Here is a 21,325-nt window from a genome sequence, read left to right as displayed (position 1 = left end):
TGCTGTCCGGGTCTTCTTGTCGTCTAGGGCGATTCAGGAGTGCACGATGATTTGGACGGTCGACGCGACCGCACCGAGCAGGCGGAAGTCGATTTGGGCGGCGTGATCGTGGCGTCGCGCCTCGTCGACGCGGCTCCCAAATCTCCAGCGCCCCTTCGCCGCCCATGCTGAGCAAGGGGCGTATTCGACGGCGGGGCAGCCGATGAGTGGCCTCGTTCACGCGATTTTCGCCTCAACGGTGTTTGTGGTGGCCTATCTACTGATCGCCACCGAGCGGTTCAACAAGACGCTGATCGCGCTGGCCGGCGCGACGCTGATGTTCTTCCTGCCGCCGATCAATTCCGACGAGGTCTTCTACGCCCGCGACACCGGGATCAACTGGGACGTTCTGTTCCTGCTCCTCGGCATGATGATCATCGTCAGCGTGGTCAAGCAGACCGGCGCGTTCGAATACGTGGCGATCTGGTCGGCCAAACGCGCCAAGGGTTCCCCGCTGCGGATCTTGATCCTGCTGATGGTTGTCACCGCACTGGGAACGGCGGTCCTCGACAACGTCACCACGGTGTTGTTGATCGCGCCGGTCACCCTGCTGGTGTGCGACCGGCTCGCGATGAACCCGGCACCCTTCCTGGTCATCGAGGCTCTCACCGCCAATATCGCCGGCGCGGCGACCCTGGTCGGCGACCCGACCAGCATCATCATCGGCACCGGCGCGCACCTGAGCTTCATCGAGTTCTCGGCGAATATGGCCCCCGCCGTGTTGCTCGTCCTGGTCGGTTTGGTGGCGATCCTGCCGCGGTTGTACCCGGGCTTCTTCGTCGCCGATCCCGAACGCATCGCCGATGTGATGGCGCTGGATGAAAAAGAAGCGATCCGCGACCGTAAGTTGCTGCTGCAATGCGTCGCTGTGCTCGGCTTGGTGTTCGCCGCGTTCGTCCTGCATCAGGTGATTCACATGGAGCCGTCGCTGATTGCGATGGCCGGCGCCGGCATTCTGATCGTGGTCTCCGGCATGGAGCGCGAGTTCTACCTGTCCAGCGTCGAGTGGGAAACGCTGCTGTTCTTCGCTGGGCTGTTCATCATGGTCGGTGCTCTGGTGAAGACCGGCGTCATCAGCAACTTGGCCAACCATGCCAGCCACATCGCCGGCGGCGACGCATGGCGGGCGACGATTCTGATTCTGACCGTCTCGTTCACCGTGGGCAGCTTCATCAACAACGTTCCCTACGCCGCGGCGATGACACCGATCGTCGGCCAGTTCGCATCCACCATCCCCGGCCACGACAGCAATGGTGTGCTGTGGTGGGCGTTGCTGCTGGGCACCGTCCTGGGCGGCAATCTCACCGCCATCGGCGCGAGCGCCAATGTTGTCGCGGTGGGGATCGCGAAACGCACCGGCCACCCCGTCTCGTTCTGGGACTTCACCAAACGCGGGGCGGTCGTGACGGCGATGTCGTTCGTGCTGTCTCTGGGATATCTGTGGCTGCGCTACTTCGCCTTGGCGTAGTCGACCCCGCTACAGGCGTCGGCCGAGCCGCTCTTCGGACCGCCGGCGGACGTATGGTGACTTAGTGCGGGCAGAGGACCTCGACGAGCAATTCCTGATCGTGCCGGTGGATTCGGATGCCCGCGAGGCGGCGCGGCTGGTTGCCGAGCACAATCTGCCCGGCCTGGTCGTCACCGACAACCACGGCAAGCCGCATGCGATCCTGCTGGCCTCCGAGATGCTCCACCTCGTTCTCCCGCGCTACGTGCAGCACGATGTGACGTTGGCGGGGGTCATGGGCGACGCGCTGGCCGACGGCGCCGGCGAGAACCTGGCCGGCAAATCGGTGCGCGACATCCTGCCAAGAAAGCCGCGCACCGTCCCTTCGGTCGATGTGCGCGACGGCGTCATCAAGGTGGCCGCCGAGATGGCACAGCTACGCACCCCGCTGATCGCCGTCACCCAGAATGGCAAGCTGCACGGCGTCATCACCGCCTCGCGCCTGCTGGCCGCGGCGCTCAAATCGTGAGCGGCGACGGGTAGCAGGCGACTCGAACACAATCTGAGAATTCGTTAACGCCAGACCTATTAACCGAATGCCACAGACGCAAGTATTGTGACGGTGTGCGGGCAGAGGATCTCGACGAGAAGTTTCCGGTTGTAAAGATCGACTCAGCCGCGCTGGACGCGGTGCGCCTGCTCGCGGAGCACCGGCTCAACGGTCTGGTGGTCGTCACCGACACATCGGAGACGCCGTTCGCCGTGTTACCGGCCTCCCAAGTGGTGCGCTTCATCGTGCCCGGCTACGTGCAAGACGACCCCGGGCTGGCCAGCGTGGTGACCGAGTCGATGGCTGACCACGCGGCGGAGAAGCTGAGCGGCAAGACAATTCGCGACATGCTGCCCAAGCAACGCCAGCACATACCGGTGGCTGACGCCGACGACACCATCATCGAAGTGGCGGAGGTCATGGCCCGCCTGCGGAGCCCGCTGGTCGCCGTCGTCAAAGACGGCAAGTTGCACGGCGTGATCACAGCGTCCCGGTTACTGGCCGCAGCCCTCAAGGAATAGCGGGTCGGCAGCACCAAACGGCCACACTCCAAGCGGGCCTGAGTATCTGGTGGCGCTGGGGGCAAGCTCAGCGCAAAATCGACCGGGGCTGTTATAGGCTCAACACGTGCCGAAGACGTGGTGGCGGAGCTCCCGGTCGTGAGCATCGAGGCCGAAGTTCTGGAACATTGATCGGGCGTCGAGGTCGGCGCCGATGACATATTTCGCGATCGCGGTCTTCATCGCCGCCTACGCAGCCATCATCAGCGAGCGATTCAACAACGCCACCGTGGCACTGGTCGGCGCGGGCCTGATGATCCTGCTGCCCGTGATCGAGTCCCGCGACGTGTTTTACTCGCCGGCCAGCGGAATCGACTGGGACGTCATCTTTTTGATGCTGGGCATGATGATCATCGTCAGCGTCCTGCGCCAGACCGGGGTCTTCGAATACACGGCCATCTGGGCCGTCAAGCGCGCCAAGGGCTCGCCGCTACGCATCATGATCCTGCTGACATTGGTCATGGCACTCGCCTCGGCGGTGCTGCCCAACGTGGTCTCGGTGCTGCTCATCGCCCCGGTCACCCTGCTGATCTGCGACCGGTTGGCGATCAACCCGGTCCCGCTGCTGATTGCCGAAGTCTTCGCCTCCAACATCGGCGGTACCGCCACGCTGGTCGGCGACCCACCCAACATCATCATCGGCGCCCGTCAACACCTTTCGTTCAACGCCTTCCTGTTCAACATGGCGCCGATCGTCATCATCATCATGCTCGTCTTCGTGGCGATCCTGCCGCTGATGTTTCGCGGCCTCTCCACAGTCGACCGCGAGCGGATCGCCGACGTCATGGCGGTGGACGAGCGCGACGCCCTGAAGAACCGCGCGCTGCTGATCAAGTGCGGCGCCGTCATGGTCCTCGTCTTCGCCGGTTTCATCGTCTCCGAAGCCATCCACATCCAGCCGTCGCTGGTGGCATTGATGGGCGCCGGCATTCTCATCCTCACGTCGGGATTGGACCAGTCCGACTATCTGGCCAACGTCGAATGGGACACGCTGCTGTTCATAATCGGCCTTTTCGTCATGGTCGGTGCGCTGTTCAAAACCGGCGTGATCAAGACACTCGGTGAGATGGCGGCCGACGCCACCGGCGGCAACGTGCTGGTGACCACGATGCTGATCCTCGGCGTCTCGATGTTGCTGTCCGGCATCATCGACAACGTCCCGTACGTCGCCACCATGACGCCGATCGTCGGCCACCTGTCATCAGCCATTCCAGGTCAGGCGCACCACGATGTGATGTGGTGGTCGCTGGCCCTCGGCGGCGACCTCGGCGGCAACCTCACCGCCGTAGGATCCAGCGCCAACATCGTGATGATCGGCATCGCGCTGAGGTCGGGCAACCCCATCTCGTTCTGGCAATTCACCCGCAAGGGCGCGCTGGTGACCGCGATGTCGACCGTGCTGTGCGCGCTGTATCTGTGGCTGCGCTATTTCGTGCTGAGCTGAACGGCTGACGCCACGACCGCTAAGAGCGCGTAAAGATTTCACCGCACCCGCGCCGACCATCCGCGGCCAATCTGGTGCGAGACCTGCGGCTTTCCTCCGACAGGGGACAGACGAGCCGTCCTAACCCATGCATAGCTTTCCTATAGGCTGCCGTGCGTGCGCGCGGAGGAGATCGTGGACGAGTTCCCGGTCGTCGACATCGATTCGCCTGCGCGCGACGCGGTGAAACTGCTCGCCGACTATCGGCTCAGCGGACTGGTGGTCGGCACGGACACATCCGACAAGCCCTACGCGGTGTTGCCCGCCTCCCAGGTGGTCCGGTTCCTGGTGCCCGCCTACGTGCAAGATGACCCAGGTCTGGCCCGCGTGCTGACCGAATCGATGGCCGACCATGCGGCGGACAAACTGAGCGGCAAGACAATTCGCGACCTGTTGCCGCACAAGGCTCAGCAGGTGCCGATCGTCGACGCCGAAGACACCATCATCGAAGTGGCCGAGGTGATGTCGCGCCTGCACAGTCCGCTGGTGACCGTGGTCAAAGACGGCAAACTCTGCGGCGTGATCACCGCATCGCGCCTGTTAGCCGAGGCCCTGAAACAGTGACCGGGCGTTTGGCGGAGAGGCAGCGATGACACCGGCGACGATCATGATGTATCTGGCCGTCGCGATATTCGTCGTCTCCTACGCTTTCATCATCAGCGAGCGCTTCAACAAGACTACGGTTGCACTGGTCGGCGCTGGCCTGATGATAATCTTGCCGGTCGTCGATTCGCCGGACGTCTTCTACTCCGCAGAGACCGGAATCGACTGGGACGTCATCTTTTTGATGTTCGGCATGATGATGATCGTCAGCATCCTGCGCCAGACCGGAGTCTTCGAATACGCCGCCATCTGGGCCGCGAAGCGCGCCAACGGCTCGCCGCTGCGCATCATGATTTTGCTGATGCTGGTGATGGCCGCGGCCTCGGCACTGCTACCCAACGTGGTCTCGGTGTTGTTGATCGCACCAGTGACCTTGCTGGTATGTGATCGCTTGGAAATCAATCCGGTACCGATGCTGATGGCCGAAGTGTTCGCGTCCAATATCGGCGGCGCGGCAACGCTGGTCGGCGACCCGCCCAACATCATCATCGGCGCGCGCAAAGGCCTGTCGTTCAACGCCTTTCTGTTCAACATGGCGCCCATCGTGATCATCGTCATGCTGGTCTTCGTCGCGATCACGCCGTTGCTATTCCGGAGCTTCTCAGCGGTTTCACCCGAGCGGGTGGCAGATGTCATGGCGCTGGACGAACGCGAGTTGATCCGCGATCGCAAGCTGTTGGTCCGCTGCGGCGCGGTGATGGCGGTAGTCTTCGCCGGATTCATCGTGTCCCCCACCATCCACATTCAGCCGTCGCTGGTCGCGCTGCTGGGTGGCGGACTGCTCATCCTGGTCTCGAAAATGGAGAAGGACGACTACCTGTCCAACGTCGAATGGGACACGCTGCTGTTCATCGTCGGCCTGTTCATCATGGTCGGCGCGTTGCTCAAGACCGGCGTCATCGAACACCTGGGCAATCTAGCGGCCGACGCAACCGGCAGCAGCCCGCTGTTCACGACGATGCTCATTCTGGGTGTGTCCACGCTGGTGTCCGGCATCATCGACAACGTTCCCTACGTGGCCACCATGACACCGATCGTCACGCACCTTGCCAACGCGATGCCGCACCAGGAACACGGCAACGCGTTCTGGTGGTCGTTGGCGCTCGGTGGTGACCTGGGCGGCAACCTCACCGCCGTGGGATCGAGCGCCAACATTGTGATGATCGGCATCGCGTTGCGATCCGGCTATTCGATCTCGTTCTGGGAGTTCACCCGTAAGGGCATTGTGATCACCGCGATCTCCACGGTGCTGTGCGGGCTCTACCTGTGGCTGCGCTACTTCGCCCTGGCCTGAGGCCGGCGCGTCAACGCGTCAACAGGGCGACGCATTCGACGTGATGCGTCAGCGGAAACGAATCGAACACCCGAATCTCGCCGACCGTGTAGCCGTGACGCTGATACAAACCGACATCGCGGGCGAATGACGCTGCCTCGCAGCCGATGTGCACTATTCGCGGCACCTCAGCAGCAGCCAGCAGCTCGATCACCTCACGTCCGGCGCCGGCGCGCGGCGGGTCCAGCACGGCGACATCGGCGGTGCCGTGCTGAGCGGTCAACACCCGTCGCACCGAATCACTGATCGCCCGCACCTGCGGCAGATCGGTCAGCGTGGCGCGTGCCGCCCGGGACGCGGCTCGTGCGCTGTCGACGCTGACGACCTGACCGGATTCCCCCACCGCGTCTCCCAGCGCCGCGGCGAACACCCCGACCCCACCGTAGAGATCCCACGCCGTCATACCCGGACCGAGTTGAGCCCAGTCGCTGACCAATTCGCTGTACGTCTGCGCGGCGTGGCGATGGGCCTGCCAGAACGTTGTCACCGGCACCTGCCAACTGCGCCGGCCGACCCGTTGCAGCCCGTGATAGCTGCCCTCGATCACCTCCGTCGCGTTGCGCTTGCCCTGTCGCACCGTGCGTACCACATGGCGCTGACCGTCGTCGTCGACGACTACATGAACGTGTGCACCCGGGGGCCATTCGGTGGCCGCGAGGCCGTCGATCATCCCGGCCGGCAGCTGACCGCAGCCCAGATCGGAGACCAGCTCGTCGCTGCGGTGCCGATGAAAGCCGGCACGGCCGTCAGCGCCGACGTCCAGCTTGATCCGGGTGCGCCAACCCGTCGCTGCGTCGTCCGACATCGGATGCGCCGCCCCATGCCACTGGTAATCGCCAAGGCGGGCAAGCTGATTGGAGACCACTTCCACTTTCAGTGCGCGGGCCGCCACCGGGTCGACAAACGCCAGATCGCAGCACCCGGCCCCGTCCACACCGGCGATAGGGCACAGCGAAGCCCGGCGGTCATCTGAGGGGTCGAGCACTTCGATTGTCTCGGCGTGCCAGTACGAACCCCGATCCGCGGTGACCCGCACCCGCACTCGCTCGCCGGGCAACGCGTAGCGGACGAACACCACCCGCCCGTCGTGACGTGCCACGCAACTGCCCCCGTTGGCCGGCGGACCAACGGTCAGTGTCAGTTCTGCCAGTACCGGCGCCGCATCGGCGGTCAATCGAAGATCCCCCGCCGAGCGTCGCCGGGAGCCGCACGCGGATGCATGGTCTTGAGTCGCTCCGACGAATTGAGTTGCCAGGGAACCGATGTCACCATCACGCCGGGCATGAACAGCAATCGGCCCTTGAGCCGCAGCGCACTCTGGTTGTGCAACACATGCTCCCACCAATGGCCCACCACATACTCGGGAAGGAAGACCGTCACCACGCTGCGCGGCGACTCCTTGCTGACCCGCTTGACGTAATCGAGTATCGGACGGGTGATCTCTCGGTATGGCGATGCGATGACCTTCAGCGGGACGCTGATTTCGCTGTCTTCCCATCGGCGGACCAACGCTCGCGTTTCCAAGTCGTCGACGCTGACGGTCACGGCCTCGAGCACGTCGGGCCGGGTCGCACGCGCATAGGCCAGCGCACGCAATGTCGGCAGGTGCAGCTTCGACACCAGCACCACCGCGTGGTTGCGGCTGGGCAGCACGACGTCTTCGTCTTCGACAGTCCGCTCCTGCAGCTCTACGGCGACGGTGTCGTAATGCTTGCGAATCAGCTTCATCACCACGAAGAGCAGTGTCATGGCGACAACCGCGATCCATGCTCCGGCAAGGAATTTGGTGACCGCCACGACGAGCAGCACCGCTCCGGTGGCCACGAAGCCGATGGTGTTGACCACCCGGGAGCGCAGCATGGTGCGTCGGACCGCCGGATCGGACTCGTCGCGCAGCAATCGCGTCCAGTGCCGGACCATACCGATCTGGCTGAGCGTAAAGGAGATGAACACCCCGACGATGTAGAGCTGAATCAGCGCGGTGACTTGCGCGCGAAACGCGATGATCGCCGCCAGAGCGGCCACCGCCAGAAACACGATGCCGTTAGAGAATGCCAGCCGGTCGCCGCGAGTGTGCAGCTGCCGGGGCAGGTAACTGTGCTGTGCCAGCACCGAGCCCAAGACCGGGAAGCCGTTGAACGCGGTGTTGGCCGCCAGCACCAGGATGAGCGCCGTCACGACAGCGATCAGCAGGAATCCGATCTGGAAGCCGCCGAAGACGGCTTGGGCGATCTGGGCCATCAACGTCTTCTGCTGGTAGTCGTGCGGGATGCCGGTGAGTTGCGCGGCGGGATTGTCGACGACCTGGACCCCGGTCTCCTTGGCCAGCAAGATGATGCCCATGAAGAGCCCGACGGCGATCGTGCCGAGTAGCAGCAGGGTCGTTGCGGCGTTGCGCGACTTTGGTTTCTGAAAGGCCGGCACCCCGTTGCTGATCGCCTCGACACCGGTGAGCGCCGCGCAGCCCGACGAGAACGACCGAGCCAACAGGAACACCATCGCGAAGCCGGCAATCGAGGTCCGCTCGGCGTGCATCACGAAGCCGGCGGACTCGGCCCGGATCGGCTCACCCAACACGTAAACCCGAAACAAGCCCCACGCCAACATGATCCCCACACCGGCGATGAAGGCGTAGGTCGGAATCGCGAAAGCCAGACCGGATTCACGCACACCACGCAGGTTCAACGCCATTACCAGCGTGATCGCACCGACACAGAACAGCACCTTGTGGTGCTCGACGAACGGGATGGCCGACCCGATGTTCGACATCGCCGATGCCGTCGAAACAGCAACGGTCAGAACATAGTCCACCATGAGCGCGCTGGCCACCGTGAGACCGGCATTGGCGCCGAGGTTGGTGGTGACGACCTCGTAGTCGCCGCCTCCGGACGGATAGGCGTGCACATTCTGCCGGTAGCTGGCCACCACGACGAGCATCACCGCGGCAACGGCGACGCCGATCCACGGGGTCAGCGAGTACGCCGCGAGCCCGGCCACCGACAACGTCAAGAACACCTCTTCGGGCGCGTACGCGACCGACGACAACGCGTCGGAGGCGAACACCGGTAAAGCGATGCGCTTGGGCAGCAGGGTGTGGCTCAGCCGGTCGCTGCGAAACGGCTGGCCCAGAACCAACCGTCGCGCAGCAGTCGAGAGTTTGGACACGAGTGCCAAGAGTAGGCGTAGCCGCGCCTGGCGGTACGGTTTGCTCAACGAGAAAGAGACCTCAAATGCGAGTGGTTGTGATGGGATGCGGCCGGGTCGGTTCGTCCGTCGCCGACGGACTGTCCCGGATCGGCCACGACGTCGCGGTGATCGACAGCGACGAGACGGCGTTCAGCAGGCTGAGCCCTGAATTCGCCGGTCAACGGGTGCACGGTCTCGGTTTCGACCGGGACGTGCTGCTGAAGGCCGGCATCGAAGACGCCGACGCATTCGCCGCGGTGTCCTCCGGCGACAACTCCAACATCATCTCGGCGCGACTGGCCCGCGAAACCTTCGGTGTACGGCGCGTCGTGGCGCGGATCTACGACGCCAAACGCGCCGAGGTCTACGAGCGTCTGGGCATTCCCACCATCGCCACCGTGCCGTGGACCACCGACCGGTTGCTCCACGCCATCACCCGGGACGCCGAGACCGCCAAATGGCGCGACCCGACCGGGACCGTCGCCGTCGCCGAGGCCGTCCTGCACGAGGACTGGGTGGGCCGCCGGGCCACCGACCTCGAAGCCGCGACCGGTGCGCGGGTCGCGTTCCTGATCCGGTTCGGGACCGGGATTCTTCCCGAGCCGAAGACCGTCATCCAGGCCGGTGATCAGGTCTACATCGCGGCCATCTCCGGGCGTGCGTCCGAGGCGTTGGCCATCGCCGCGCTGCCGCCGGGCGAGGACGCTGAGCGATGAGACGCGCCGACGACGATTCAGAGCGCGGCGATGAAGAGGAGCGGCGCCCATGAGAGTCGCGATTGCCGGTGCCGGTGCGGTGGGTCGCTCGCTGGCGCGCGAGCTGATTGACAACAAGCACGACGTCACGCTGATCGAGCGCAAAGCCGATCACATCGATCCCGACGCGATCCCGGCCGCGCACTGGCGGCTCGGCGACGCGTGCGAGGTGAGCGTGCTGGAGTCGATGCAGGCGCACGAGTTCGACGTGGTGGTGGCCGCGACCGGTGACGACAAGGCCAACGTGGTGCTCAGCCTGCTCGCCAAGACCGAGTTCGCGGTCCCGCGGGTGGTGGCCCGAGTCAACGACCCGCGCAACGAGTGGCTGTTCACCGACGCCTGGGGCGTCGACGTCGCGGTGTCCACGCCACGCATGCTGGCGTCGTTGATCGAGGAAGCCGTCGCGGTCGGAGACCTGGTGCGGCTGATGGAGTTCCGGAAGGGTCAGGCCAACCTCGTCGAGATCACGCTGCCGGACAACACCCCGTGGGGCGGCAAGCCGGTGAAGAAGCTGCAACTGCCGCGAGACGTCGCGCTGGTCACGGTTCTGCGCGGACCGCGGGTGATCGTGCCGCAGGGCGACGAGCCGCTCGAGGGCGGTGACGAGCTGCTGTTCGTCTGCGTCACCGAGTCGGAGGAAGAGCTCAGTCGGCTTCTGCTGCCGCCGCAGTGATACCCGCGTCGTCCAGCGCGCGCTGGGCGGATCTGATCGCCAGAACAGTCACCAACGCGGCCAGAGCGGCCAGCGGCCAACCCATCGAGATCCGCGCCACCACCAGCCAGCCCTCGTGGTTGGTGTCGTACAGCACCCGTTGCACCACGAAACGCGCGGCGAACACCAGCACCCAGGTGAGCGTTGCGATGTCGAACGCGTAGACGGCGCGGCGCACGGTCCGCCAGCCCCGGTCGTGGCCGTGCAGCCAGCTCCAGATGTAGCCGACCACCGGCCGGCGGATCAGGATCGACGTCGCGAATATCGACGCGTAGATCAGCGACGTCCAAATGCCCAGCAGGAAATAGCCTTTGGACTCCCCCAGCAGATAAGCGATCAGTGTGCAGACCGCGACACCGATCAGCCCGGACACGGCGGGCTGCAGCGACTCGCGTCGAAAAACCCGCCACAGCAGGATCAGCACCGCGGAGCCGAGGGCCGCGCCCGCTGCCGCGGCCAGGCCCATCAATCGCTCGGTACCGACGAACAGCAGAACCGGGATCGACGAGTAGACGATCCCGGACACGCCGCCCAGCTGTTGCATCATCCGGTCGGCGGGAGTGCGATCGGGGGCGTCGGCCACCTCAGTGGCGTCGCTGGGACGGTTCACGAAGCGCGCCTCACCGCTGAATTTCGTAGTGCGGGTTGTAAATCGCCTTGGCGCCGTTGTCCAGCTTGCCGAGCCGGCCGTGGACCCGCAGCGTGCGGCCTGATTCGATGCCGGGAATCCTGCGCTGTCCCAACCACACCAGCGCGATGGTGTCGGTGCCGTCGAACAGTTCGGCACGAACCCCGTCGGCGCAGCCCTTGCCCTTGCACTCCACGCTGCGCAGCGTTCCGACGACGGTGACCTCCTGGCCGCGCTGACAATCGATGGCCCGCTGCGCGCCGGTGGTCGCCGCCTCGTCGCGCAGTTCCTCGGCGTCACGCTGCTCGGGGTGCTCCGTCAACCGACGAGTCAGCCGGCGCAGATAACCTTCCGCGGCCATGGCCTCTCCTGAGCGTCCTTGCTTGTTGGTTCACCTCGGGACCGGGTGAGCCGATCCTCTCACGACAACGGACACGGTAGACCCGATGGTTCCTCAAACGCCAAATGGCGCGCAGGCAATATCTAGGGGTGGCCTTCGACCTTCGCGGGGTGACAGCCGTGCTGCTGCCCGGAACCGGATCCGACGACGACTACGTCACCCGGGCGTTCGCCGCTCCGCTGCGCGCCGCCGGGGCACGGCTGGTGGCGCCGCCACCGGAGCCCGGCCGCCTGATCGAGGGCTACCTGGCGGCGCTGGACGGTGCGGCGGCCAAAGGTCCGATCGCGGTCGGCGGCGTGTCGATCGGCGCCGCGGTGTCACTGACCTGGGCGCTGGGCCACCCCGAACACTCGGTCGCGGTGCTGGCCGCCTTGCCCGCCTGGACGGGTGAGCCGGCCAGTTCTCCGGCCGCTCTGGCGGCGCGCTATTCGGCGCAACAGTTGCGCGAGCACGGCCTGGCCGCGACCACGGCACAGATGCGCGCGTCCAGCCCGCCGTGGCTCGCCGAGGAGTTGACCCGGTCGTGGCGCGGCCAATGGCCGGATCTGCCCGACGCCATGGACGAGGCGGCGGCCTATGTCGCCCCGAGTCACGCGCAGCTGCGAAGGCTGACGACCCCGATGGGTGTCGTCGCGGCCGTCGACGACACGATTCATCCGCTCCGGGTCGGACGGGAATGGGCGGCGGCCGCGCCGCACGCGGCGTTGCGGACGATCACCTTGGACGAGCTGGGCGCGGACCCGGCCGCACTCGGTGCCGCCTGCCTGGCAGCGCTCGGCGAGGCCTGAGCCGGGCTAGCCGGATTGCCCGCTTCCTCCCCGGGCCGTGCCGGCCCGCATCGTCGGCGGGCTAGCCGGATCGCCCGCTTCCTCCCCGGGCCGTGCCAGCCCGCATCGTCGGCGGGCTAGCCGGATCGCCCGCTTCCTCCCCGGGCCGTGCCGGCCCGCATCGTCGGCGGGCTAGCCGCCGGTGCTCCGCAGCTGCTGCATCGCCGAGCCCGATGCGCTGCGACGCTCGGTCGGCTCGCCTTGTTCGCTTGCGACCTCGGGTTCGGGCTGCGCGATCGGCTGTCCGCCCTGAGCCGCCGCGGCCTCACGCAGCTGGGATGCCATCGGCTCGGGCAGCTGCACCGGCAACGGCGTACGAACCGGCAACGGCGTATCACCGCGTCGAATCACGGTGTCCACCAATGCTTCCCGCGCTTCATCCGTGAGCGCGTCAATGGTCTCGATCGAGCCGTTCACCACGCAGCGGATCATCCAGCGATATCCGTCGACTCCAATGAACCGCACCACACCGGTGGCCGTCCCGACGACTTCACGCCCCCAGCGACCATCCTGAATCGTCACGGTGGCGCCGTCGTTGCGCAGCGACTCGGCCAACTCGCCGGCGACCTCACGCCACAGGCTGCCGGTCTTGGGCGCCGCGTAGGCGGCGATGGTGAACCGGCCGTTGGCGGTCACCACCCACACCGCGCTGGGCACCCCGGTCTCGGTCAGCTCGACCTGCAGCTGGGCCGCGGGCGGCAGCGGCACCAGCACCGAGCCGAGGTCCAGCCGGCCCTCGGCGGCACCCGCGGCGTCGTCGTCGAAGTCCTCGATGTCGAACGGGCCATCCGCCTCGTCGACCACCGGGGCGTCGGCGGTCGCGACTTCCGGCTCGTCGACCGGCTGCTCGTTGGATTTACGTCTACCGAATGCCATTAGAGACTCGCATGTCCGCCGGAGGAGCCGTGGCCGCCGTCGCCACGTGAGGTTTCTGCCATGCCCGCCTCGTCGAACGACGACACTTCGACAAGGTCGACCAACTCGACGCGCTGCACCAGCAACTGGGCGATCCGGTCTCCGCGGTTGACGATGATCGCCGCCGCGGGGTCGAGATTGATCAGCGCAACCTTGATCTCACCACGGTAGCCCGCATCGATGGTGCCCGGGCTGTTGACGATCGAAAGTCCAACCCGCGCAGCCAATCCGGATCGCGGGTGCACCAAGCCGACCATCCCGTGCGGGATGGCGACCGCGATGCCGGTGCCCACCAGCGCGCGGTGGCCGGGCGCCAGCTCGACATCCTCGGCGCTGTAGAGATCCACGCCCGCGTCACCGAGGTGGGCCCGGGCGGGCAGCGGAAGCCCGGGGTCGAGACGAACAACCGCCAGACTGGTCGACACGGGGCCACAGATTACCCTTGACCGAGTGTCAAGTACGCCAGTCACGCCGCAAAGCGTGCGGTACCGCGAGCGGCTGTGGGTTCCATGGTGGTGGTGGCCATTGGCTTTTGCGCTCGCGACGGTCATATCCCTGGAAATCAACAAGGGCGTGCCGAGCATTCCGCGCTGGATTCCGTACGCGACGTTGTTCGTGGTCGCGGCCGGCGCGTTGCTGTGGCTGGGCCGCGTCGAAATCCGGGTGACCGCGGGTGACGGCGGCGCCGAGTTATGGGCCGGCGAGGCGCACCTGCCGGTCACCGTGATCTCGCGATCGGCGGATATTCCGCGCTCAGCCAAGTCCGCGGCGTTGGGACGGCAACTCGATCCGGCTGCTTTCGTGGTGCACCGGGGCTGGGTCGGCCCCCTGGTGCTCGTCGTCCTGAACGACGCCGACGACCCGACGCCGTACTGGTTGGTGAGTTCCCGCCACCCGGAGCAGGTGCTGTCGGCGTTGCGCAGTTAGTCGGCGACCCCCCGACCATCGGAATCAGGCCGCGCAGTCCGTACAGATCATCACGCCGTTCTTCTCGCTCGCGAGACGGCTGCGGTGCTGCACCAGAAAACAGCTGGAGCAGGTGAACTCGTCAGCTTGCTTCGGAATGACGCGAACGGACAATTCCTCGCCGGACAGGTCGGCGCCGGGCAGCTCGAAAGACTCGGCGGATTCGGACTCGTCGACGTCAACTACCGCCGACGCCGCTTCGTTTCGCCGTGCCTTGAGCTCCTCGAGGGAGTCCTCTGAAACGTCGTCGGTCTCGGTACGCCGTGGGGCGTCGTAATCGGTAGCCATCATGTGTCCCCTCGTAACCCTGCAAGCAAAGCTTTGTACCAGCGTCGAACGCATCCACCAAATGATTCGTGCCCGGATACCAGAGAGTTCAAGTGTGATTTACGTCACACCAATTGTTTAGCCTCGCTACCTCGCGCTAAACATCCGGCTGCAGAGTGCCCTAGAGTGCCAACGTGGTCGCGCAAATCACCGAGGGTACCGCTTTCGACAAGCACGGTCGACCCTTTCGTCGTCGCAACGCCAGACCTGCGATCGCCCTGCTCGTGGTCCTGTTGTTGGCCAGCGCGGTGGTGTGGACGATCGCCCTGACCCGTCGGCCCGAAGTCCACGAGGCCACGGTCTGCAATCCGCCACCCGAGCAGCCCGATCCGGCGAAGCCGCGGCTGGGATCCGCGGTGTCGCGCAGCACGATGATCAATGTTGCGCCGGCAAAGCTGGCTGACACCAAGCTGCGGGTGCTGAACGCCAGCGGACGCGGCGGTCAGGCCGCCGAAGTCGCCGGCGCCTTGAAGGATGTCGGCTTCGCCCAGCCGGCCGCCGCAAATGATCCTGTCTACGGCGCGACCCGGCTGGTCTGCCAGGGGCAGATCCGCTTCGGCGAAGCCGGTCAGGCCGCGGCCGCTGCCGTATGGCTGGTCGCGCCCTGCACCGAGCTCTACCGCGACGACCGCACCGACGACTCCGTCGACCTGGTACTCGGCACCGAGTTCGGCGCGCTGGCGCACAGCGACGACATCGCTTCTGTGCTCGCCGGCCTCAAGCGAGGAGACTCCGAGTCGGCCGACCCCGCGCTGCTGGCCAAGATTCACGCGACCACCTGCTGACCGGTCAGCCCGGAATCGGCGCCAGCCCGTCGAACTCCGCCAGCCGGGCCAGCAACTGATCGGCGATTCCGGGCGCCGCGGCGACCGTCACGCGGTCGTTGCGGTCGGGATCCCCCGGCTGCGGCAACAGCACCCGTGCGCCCGCCTCGGCGGCGATCAGCCCCCCGGCCGCGCTGTCCCACACCTTGAGCCCGTGCTCGTAGTAGCCGTCCAGCCGGCCCGCGGCAACCATGCACAAATCCAGTGCCGCCGAGCCAATCCGGCGGACATCCCGCACCCTCGGCAGCATCTTGGACACCAGCGCCGCCTGGGCGGTGCGACGTTGTTCGGAGTACGCGAACCCGGTGCCGACCAACGCCAGCGACAAGTCGGCGACACCGCTACAGCGCAACCCGCGGGCACCCTGGGCGTCGACGACCTGCGCGCCCAAACCGATCGCGGCCGAATACAGCCGATCGCCCGCCACGTCGGCAACCGCGCCGGCCACCGACTCGCCGTTGATCTGCGCGGCCACCGACACCGCATAGGCCGGGATGCCGTAGACGAAGTTGACCGTTCCGTCGATCGGGTCCAGCACCCAGGTCACCGCGCCGTCTGCGGCGGCCTCCGGGTCGGTGGGGCCGCCGATTTCCTCACCGAGAACCGCGTCTCCAGATCGTAAGTGCGCCAACCGATCCCGCAATAACTGTTCGGTCTCGGTGTCAACGATGGTGACCGGGTCGGTCGGGGTCGTCTTGGTCTGCACCGCGGTGCCGTCGCCATCGCCGGACCCGGTCCCGAACACCTCACCCCGGCGACGGCGGACGAACGCGGCCGCCTCCCGCGCCAACGCCTCGGCCACCGACCGCAGCTGTGCAGGATGGTTCGCAGGTGTGCTCACCGAACCATCGCATCACAGTCGGCGACGGGTTCAGCAACGCCCGGGTAACGGGCGGACCAACCGTCGCCGCACGCATTAGGGTTTTGTCGACAACCACGTCTCGCCGAGGAGATTCGATGACCAATGCCGAGCCGACCAACGCCTCATCCGAGACGCCGCAGCGCAGGGGCTTCGGAGTCGACGTCGGCGGTAGCGGGATCAAGGGCGGCATCGTCGACATGGACACCGGCCAGCTCATCGGCGACCGGGTCAAGCTGCCGACACCGCAGCCGGCCACTCCCAAGGCCGTCGCGAAGACGATCGCCGCCGTCGTCAAGGAATTCGACTGGACCGGGCCGCTCGGGGTCACCTATCCGGGTGTCGTCACCCACGGCATCGTCCAGACCGCGGCCAACGTCGACAAGAAATGGATCGGGAGCAACGCGCGCGACATGATCAGCTCGGAGCTGAGCGGCCAGGACGTCACCGTCCTGAACGACGCCGACGCGGCAGGTCTGGCCGAAGAGCGGTACGGCGCAGGCCGGGACGCCACCGGCGTGGTGGTGCTGCTCACATTCGGCACCGGAATCGGCTCGGCGGTCATTCACAACGGGATATTGCTGCCCAACACCGAATTCGGGCACATCGAGGTCGGCGGCAAAGAAGCCGAGCACCGCGCCGCGTCGTCGGTCCGGGACCGGCGCGGCTGGAGCTTCAAGAAGTGGGCCAAGCAAGTCACGAAGGTGCTGATCGCCATCGAGAACGCGATGAGCCCGGAACTCTTCATCGTCGGCGGCGGGGTCAGCCGCAAAGCCGACCAGTGGGTGCCGCTGCTGAAAAACCGCACCCCGGTGGTGGCCGCGGCGCTGCAGAACACCGCCGGCATCGTCGGCGCCGCGATGGCCGCGACGCGCGACGTGACGCACTGATTTGCGTGCTGTGACCGGGGGATAGCCGCGCTGTCGTTACAATGGTCACCGGCAGCCGCCCGAACCGAATAGCGGCGAATATCCACCCTGATATCGACGCCGACATCCGACATAGCAGAGATCTTCCGGTTGAGCATGCCTAGAGCACCGGAAGTGAGTCCTACCGAAGGGGTTTACGTGGCAGCGACCAAAGCACGACCGGCAACCGAGGAGCCGGTGAAGCGCACCGCCGCCAAGACTCCCGCCGGCGCTGCTAAGCGCACACCGACCAAGGCCGCCAACGGCGCCGCCCCCAAGACAGCCACGAAGGCCGCGAAAGCCCCCGCGAAGGCGGCCGCCGCGCCCAAGGCGCGGACCGCGACCAAGAGCGCCGCTGCCAAGTCGGGTCCCGCACGCGGCCGACCCAAGAAAGCGTCCGCCGACGACGCTCCGCACGACGCCGAAGTGACGACTGTGGACCTCGAGACCGAGGATGAGGTCGAGGACCTCGACGGCGAACCGGATATCGATCTCGAGGCTGAGGAACTGGCACTCGAGGATCTCGAGGACGACTCATCCGACGACGAGGCCGACCCCAAGGAAAAGGCAGCAGTGGTAACACCGGCCAAAGCCGCCGACGAGGAGACTGCCGAAGACGAGGAGATCGTCGAGCCCAGCGAAAAGGACAAGGCCTCAGGCGATTTCGTCTGGGACGAGGACGAGTCGGAGGCCTTGCGGCAAGCCCGCAAAGATGCCGAGCTGACCGCGTCCGCGGACTCGGTTCGCGCGTATCTCAAGCAGATCGGCAAGGTGGCGCTGCTCAACGCCGAGGAGGAAGTCGAGCTGGCCAAGCGCATCGAGGCCGGCCTCTACGCCACCCAGCTGATGCTGGAGCTGACCGACCGCGGCGAGAAGCTGCCCGCAGCACAGCGTCGCGACATGGCGTGGATCTGCCGCGACGGCGACCGCGCGAAAAACCATCTGCTGGAAGCCAACCTGCGACTGGTGGTATCGCTGGCCAAGCGTTACACCGGCCGGGGCATGGCGTTCCTCGACCTGATCCAGGAAGGCAACCTGGGTCTGATCCGCGCGGTCGAAAAGTTCGACTACACCAAGGGTTACAAGTTCTCCACTTACGCGACGTGGTGGATCCGTCAGGCGATCACCCGTGCCATGGCCGACCAGGCCCGCACCATCCGTATCCCGGTGCACATGGTCGAGGTGATCAACAAGCTGGGCCGCATCCAGCGTGAGCTGCTGCAGGACCTGGGCCGCGAGCCCACGCCCGAAGAGCTGGCCAAAGAAATGGACATCACTCCGGAGAAGGTGCTGGAGATCCAGCAATACGCCCGGGAGCCGATCTCGCTGGACCAGACCATCGGCGACGAGGGTGACAGCCAGCTCGGAGACTTCATCGAGGACTCCGAGGCCGTGGTGGCCGTCGACGCGGTGTCGTTCACGCTGCTGCAGGATCAGCTCCAGTCGGTGCTGGAGACGCTGTCCGAGCGTGAAGCCGGCGTGGTACGGCTGCGTTTCGGCCTCACCGACGGACAGCCGCGCACTCTCGACGAGATCGGTCAGGTGTACGGCGTGACCCGCGAACGCATCCGGCAGATCGAGTCGAAGACGATGTCAAAGTTGCGCCACCCCAGCCGTTCTCAGGTGCTGCGCGACTACCTGGACTGAGCGACGCCGGTCGGCCTACCCTGACCGAATGTCGGCCAACCGCGTACTCGTCTCGTCCGGATCCGATTTCGAATCGGCCGTCGGCTATTCGCGGGCGGTGCGGGTCGGCCCGCATGTGGCGGTGTCCGGGACGACGGGACCGGGGCCGATCGACGACATCGGCGCCCAGACGCGAGAAGCATTGCGCCGCATCGAGATCGCGCTCAATCAAGCGGGAGCCACGCTGCGCGATGTCGTTCGAACCCGGATCTACGTGACCGACATTGCTCGCTGGCGTGAGGTCGCCGTGGCGCACGCCGAGGTGTTCGGCGAGATCCGGCCCGCCGCCACCATGGTCGAAGTCGCCGCCCTTATCGCCCCCGAATTGTTGGTAGAGATCGAAGCCGACGCCTATTCGCCGGGTGATCCCCCGGCCGCCGGGAACGATCCGTCCGCCGATGGCCGGTAGCTGGTGACATTGATCACAGCGCCAACAGGCAAGGCGCCGTACAGATGCGGGAACAGCATCGACTCCGGATCCGTTGCTACCCCTAGTTCCCAACGAATGGGCGAGTCCAGACGGGACACATCGATGTGCAGCAGCACCAGGTCTTCACGACCGCGAAATAGCCGGTTAGCCGGCAGGTGCACCTGCTCCGGTGTCGACAAATGGACGAACCCCACGCTGGCAAGGGACTCGGGTCGCACTTCGCCACTGACCGTGGCGGCGGTCCAGTCGTCGGTGGGACACAGGTGGACCAGCACCGGCTGCTCTTGAGCCATAGCGTCATCCTGCCCGCAGCGCTGACCAGGCAGGGGTGAGAAACGACACAACGGGTAAACCCGCGGTGAAGACGGCCAAAAGCGCAGACATCTGACAAAGTGTGGAGAAGGCAGAACGGAGTAGCCATGAACGCGACCCTGACTAGTCCTGAGTTGACCCGGGCCGACCGGTGCGACCGGTGCAGCGCCGCTGCGCGTGTGCGCGCCACGTTGCCGTCCGGCGCAGAGCTGCTGTTCTGCCAGCATCACGCCAACGAGCACGAGGCGAAGCTGATCGAGCTGTCTGCGGTGCTGGAAATCAGCGCCGACCCACTGGGGGCTTAAGACACGACTCGCGACCTGCAGTCCTGGCGCCGTCGACGTTCGTCAGGAATCCTGAACTGGTCATGAGCGACCCAGCAGTAAAGCCCTCGCGTCATCACGTCTGGCGTATCACCAAGCGGGCGTTGTCGAAAAGCTGGGACGACTCCATCTTTTCCGAATCTGCGCAAGCGGCGTTCTGGTCGGCGCTATCCCTCCCTCCCTTGCTGTTGGGGATGCTGGGCAGCCTGGCTTACGTCGCTCCCCTCTTCGGCCCGGACGTGATGTCGGTCATCGAGCAGCGTCTGGTGTCGATGTCGAGCAAGGTGTTCTCGTCGAGCGTCGTGCACGAAATCATCGAGCCCACTGTCGCCGACATCAGCCGCGGCGCTCGCGGCGAAGTCGTGTCGCTGGGCTTTGTGATTTCGCTGTGGGCCGGGTCGTCGGCGATCTCGGCATTCGTCGACTCCGTGGTCGAGGCGCACGATCAGACTCCGCTACGCCACCCGGTGCGGCAGCGTCTGTTCGCGCTGCTGCTGTACGTGGTGATGCTGCTCTTCGTCATCGTCACCGCACCGCTGATGGTGCGCGGGCCGCGCAAGCTTGCCCAATTCATTCCTGACGGCCTGCAGGACGTGCTGGCCTATGGCTACTACCCGGCGCTGCTCACGGGCCTGATCGTCACCGTGGTGGTGCTGTACCGCGTCGCTCTACCCGAGCCATTACCCACGCACCGACTGATCTTCGGCGGGGCACTGGCCAGCGTCGCTTTCGTGGTCGCGACGCTCGGGCTGCGCATCTACCTGCGCTACATCACCGGCACCGGCTACACCTACGGTGCGTTGGCCACGCCGATCGCGTTCCTGCTATTCGCCTTCTTCGGTGGGTTCTCGATCATGCTGGGCGCGGAGTTCAACGCCGCGATCCAGGAGGAGTGGCCGGCGCCACGGACACATGCACACCGGATGCGACGGTGGTTGGTCAAGCGCGCCAAAGAGGTCGTCGACGACGCGCCTGAGGAACCCACCGACGTCGGCGCCGACCGGGTCAGCTCTTCTTGAGCGACGCGTAGATCCGTTTGCAGTCCGGGCATACCGGTGAACCCGGCTTGGCCGCCTTCGTCACCGGGAACACTTCGCCGCACAGCGCGACGACATGCGTTCCCATCACGGCGCTTTCAGCGATCTTGTCCTTCTTGACGTAGTGGAAGTGCTTAGGCCTGTCGCTGTCGGTCCCGTCGTCGACGCGTTCGTCGGTGTCGGTGCGTTCGATCGTCTGGGTCTCCATGGCACAT

The 21,325-nt window shown here is 65.9% G+C and carries 26 protein-coding genes; 16 read left to right on the top strand and 10 right to left on the bottom strand.

The features are described from left to right. Nucleotides 1–202: 202 nt before the first annotated feature. From G6N27_RS01345 to G6N27_RS01320, 6 genes are all read left to right on the top strand, one after another. Nucleotides 203–1,507 carry an ArsB/NhaD family transporter gene (locus tag G6N27_RS01345; RefSeq protein WP_163774625.1) on the top strand — a complete coding sequence of 435 codons (1,305 nt, stop codon included), beginning with the start codon at nt 203–205 and terminating at the stop codon, nt 1,505–1,507. 64 nt (nt 1,508–1,571) lie between these two features. Then, nucleotides 1,572–2,015: a CBS domain-containing protein gene (locus G6N27_RS01340; RefSeq protein WP_163774623.1), complete on the top strand. Its 444-nt coding sequence runs from the start codon at nt 1,572–1,574 to the stop codon at nt 2,013–2,015. A 95-nt stretch (nt 2,016–2,110) separates the two neighbouring features. Beyond that, nucleotides 2,111–2,557: a CBS domain-containing protein gene (locus tag G6N27_RS01335; protein WP_163774621.1), complete on the top strand. Its 447-nt coding sequence runs from the start codon at nt 2,111–2,113 to the stop codon at nt 2,555–2,557. 193 nt (nt 2,558–2,750) lie between these two features. Beyond that, the gene (locus G6N27_RS01330; protein WP_163774619.1) at nt 2,751–4,040 is read left to right on the top strand and encodes an ArsB/NhaD family transporter; all 1,290 of its coding nucleotides are present in this window, start codon (nt 2,751–2,753) and stop codon (nt 4,038–4,040) included. 156 nt (nt 4,041–4,196) lie between these two features. After that, nucleotides 4,197–4,643, top strand: coding sequence for a CBS domain-containing protein (locus G6N27_RS01325; protein ID WP_163774617.1), 447 nt, complete (start codon nt 4,197–4,199; stop codon nt 4,641–4,643). Nucleotides 4,644–4,686: 43 nt separating this feature from the next. After that, entirely contained in the window at nt 4,687–5,976 is a 1,290-nt protein-coding gene (locus tag G6N27_RS01320; RefSeq protein ID WP_232065204.1) for an ArsB/NhaD family transporter, read from the top strand. A gap of 10 nt (nt 5,977–5,986) precedes the next feature. Here the strand turns inward: G6N27_RS01320 and G6N27_RS01315 are convergent, their stop codons facing one another. Further along, nucleotides 5,987–7,165, bottom strand: a complete 1,179-nt coding sequence (locus tag G6N27_RS01315; RefSeq protein ID WP_163781174.1) for a class I SAM-dependent RNA methyltransferase — start codon at nt 7,163–7,165, stop codon at nt 5,987–5,989. 20 nt (nt 7,166–7,185) lie between these two features. After that, complete coding sequence (locus tag G6N27_RS01310) at nt 7,186–9,180, bottom strand: APC family permease (protein ID WP_163774613.1); 1,995 nt, start codon at nt 9,178–9,180, stop codon at nt 7,186–7,188. Nucleotides 9,181–9,245: 65 nt separating this feature from the next. Here G6N27_RS01310 and G6N27_RS01305 point away from each other — a divergent pair, with 65 nt between their 5' ends. Next, nucleotides 9,246–9,917 (top strand): potassium channel family protein, encoded by a 672-nt coding sequence (locus G6N27_RS01305; RefSeq protein ID WP_163774612.1) that lies wholly within the window; start codon nt 9,246–9,248, stop codon nt 9,915–9,917. Between the two features lie 49 nt (nt 9,918–9,966). Beyond that, the gene (locus tag G6N27_RS01300) at nt 9,967–10,629 is read left to right on the top strand and encodes a potassium channel family protein (protein ID WP_163774610.1); all 663 of its coding nucleotides are present in this window, start codon (nt 9,967–9,969) and stop codon (nt 10,627–10,629) included. Here the strand turns inward: G6N27_RS01300 and G6N27_RS01295 are convergent. Beyond that, entirely contained in the window at nt 10,601–11,215 is a 615-nt protein-coding gene (locus G6N27_RS01295; RefSeq protein WP_163781172.1) for a DUF3159 domain-containing protein, read from the bottom strand. The two genes, G6N27_RS01300 and G6N27_RS01295, sit on opposite strands and share 29 nt — an antisense overlap. A 73-nt stretch (nt 11,216–11,288) precedes the next feature. Then, nucleotides 11,289–11,657 carry an OB-fold nucleic acid binding domain-containing protein gene (locus G6N27_RS01290; RefSeq protein ID WP_163774608.1) on the bottom strand — a complete coding sequence of 123 codons (369 nt, stop codon included), beginning with the start codon at nt 11,655–11,657 and terminating at the stop codon, nt 11,289–11,291. Nucleotides 11,658–11,785: 128 nt separating this feature from the next. On the opposite strand from G6N27_RS01290, the gene G6N27_RS01285 reads away from it, so the two are divergent. Beyond that, nucleotides 11,786–12,484, top strand: a complete 699-nt coding sequence (locus tag G6N27_RS01285) for an alpha/beta hydrolase (RefSeq protein ID WP_163774606.1) — start codon at nt 11,786–11,788, stop codon at nt 12,482–12,484. 171 nt (nt 12,485–12,655) lie between these two features. Here the strand turns inward: G6N27_RS01285 and G6N27_RS01280 are convergent, their stop codons facing one another. Continuing rightward, a complete protein-coding gene (locus G6N27_RS01280) occupies nt 12,656–13,399 on the bottom strand; it encodes a DUF3710 domain-containing protein (RefSeq protein ID WP_163774604.1) in 744 nt (247 codons plus the stop codon). Then, on the bottom strand, nt 13,399–13,863 hold the full coding sequence (gene dut / locus G6N27_RS01275) for a dUTP diphosphatase (RefSeq protein WP_163774603.1): 465 nt from the start codon (nt 13,861–13,863) through the stop codon (nt 13,399–13,401). Before dut ends, G6N27_RS01280 begins: the two co-directional genes overlap by 1 nt. Nucleotides 13,864–13,888: 25 nt before the next feature. Between dut and G6N27_RS01270 the strand changes: the two genes are divergently transcribed. Beyond that, nucleotides 13,889–14,365 (top strand): DUF3093 domain-containing protein, encoded by a 477-nt coding sequence (locus G6N27_RS01270; RefSeq protein ID WP_163774601.1) that lies wholly within the window; start codon nt 13,889–13,891, stop codon nt 14,363–14,365. Nucleotides 14,366–14,389: 24 nt separating this feature from the next. Here G6N27_RS01270 and G6N27_RS01265 read toward each other — a convergent pair whose 3' ends face one another. Next, nucleotides 14,390–14,692, bottom strand: a complete 303-nt coding sequence (locus G6N27_RS01265) for a DUF4193 domain-containing protein (protein WP_069396609.1) — start codon at nt 14,690–14,692, stop codon at nt 14,390–14,392. A 173-nt stretch (nt 14,693–14,865) separates the two neighbouring features. On the opposite strand from G6N27_RS01265, the gene cei reads away from it, so the two are divergent. Further along, nucleotides 14,866–15,516, top strand: coding sequence for an envelope integrity protein Cei (cei, locus tag G6N27_RS01260; protein ID WP_163774599.1), 651 nt, complete (start codon nt 14,866–14,868; stop codon nt 15,514–15,516). 4 nt (nt 15,517–15,520) lie between these two features. On the opposite strand, the gene G6N27_RS01255 is transcribed toward cei, so the two are convergent. Beyond that, nucleotides 15,521–16,396, bottom strand: coding sequence for an inositol monophosphatase family protein (locus G6N27_RS01255; protein WP_163774597.1), 876 nt, complete (start codon nt 16,394–16,396; stop codon nt 15,521–15,523). A gap of 116 nt (nt 16,397–16,512) precedes the next feature. Between G6N27_RS01255 and ppgK the strand changes: the two genes are divergently transcribed. The 3 genes from ppgK to G6N27_RS01240 all read left to right on the top strand — a co-directional run bounded on the left by ppgK (nt 16,513) and on the right by G6N27_RS01240 (nt 19,417). Next, a complete protein-coding gene (ppgK, locus tag G6N27_RS01250; RefSeq protein WP_163774595.1) occupies nt 16,513–17,304 on the top strand; it encodes a polyphosphate--glucose phosphotransferase in 792 nt (263 codons plus the stop codon). Between the two features lie 177 nt (nt 17,305–17,481). Then, nucleotides 17,482–18,969, top strand: coding sequence for an RNA polymerase sigma factor (locus G6N27_RS01245; RefSeq protein WP_163774593.1), 1,488 nt, complete (start codon nt 17,482–17,484; stop codon nt 18,967–18,969). Nucleotides 18,970–18,997: 28 nt separating this feature from the next. Further along, complete coding sequence (locus G6N27_RS01240; protein WP_163774591.1) at nt 18,998–19,417, top strand: RidA family protein; 420 nt, start codon at nt 18,998–19,000, stop codon at nt 19,415–19,417. On the opposite strand, the gene G6N27_RS01235 is transcribed toward G6N27_RS01240, so the two are convergent. Continuing rightward, nucleotides 19,360–19,731 carry a DUF952 domain-containing protein gene (locus tag G6N27_RS01235; protein ID WP_163774589.1) on the bottom strand — a complete coding sequence of 124 codons (372 nt, stop codon included), beginning with the start codon at nt 19,729–19,731 and terminating at the stop codon, nt 19,360–19,362. The two genes, G6N27_RS01240 and G6N27_RS01235, sit on opposite strands and share 58 nt — an antisense overlap. Before the next feature lie 126 nt (nt 19,732–19,857). On the opposite strand from G6N27_RS01235, the gene G6N27_RS01230 reads away from it, so the two are divergent. Beyond that, nucleotides 19,858–20,055, top strand: coding sequence for a DUF7455 domain-containing protein (locus tag G6N27_RS01230; protein WP_163774588.1), 198 nt, complete (start codon nt 19,858–19,860; stop codon nt 20,053–20,055). 62 nt (nt 20,056–20,117) lie between these two features. Then, nucleotides 20,118–21,092 carry a YihY/virulence factor BrkB family protein gene (locus tag G6N27_RS01225; RefSeq protein WP_163774586.1) on the top strand — a complete coding sequence of 325 codons (975 nt, stop codon included), beginning with the start codon at nt 20,118–20,120 and terminating at the stop codon, nt 21,090–21,092. Here the strand turns inward: G6N27_RS01225 and G6N27_RS01220 are convergent. Next, nucleotides 21,079–21,318, bottom strand: a complete 240-nt coding sequence (locus tag G6N27_RS01220) for a DUF3039 domain-containing protein (RefSeq protein ID WP_163774584.1) — start codon at nt 21,316–21,318, stop codon at nt 21,079–21,081. The two genes, G6N27_RS01225 and G6N27_RS01220, sit on opposite strands and share 14 nt — an antisense overlap. Nucleotides 21,319–21,325 lie beyond the last annotated feature (7 nt).

This window comes from Mycobacterium cookii (assembly GCF_010727945.1).
Lineage (GTDB): Bacteria > Actinomycetota > Actinomycetes > Mycobacteriales > Mycobacteriaceae > Mycobacterium > Mycobacterium cookii.
The sequence above is the reverse complement of the archived record's forward strand: the minus strand, read 5'-3'. Positions and strand labels throughout refer to the sequence as shown.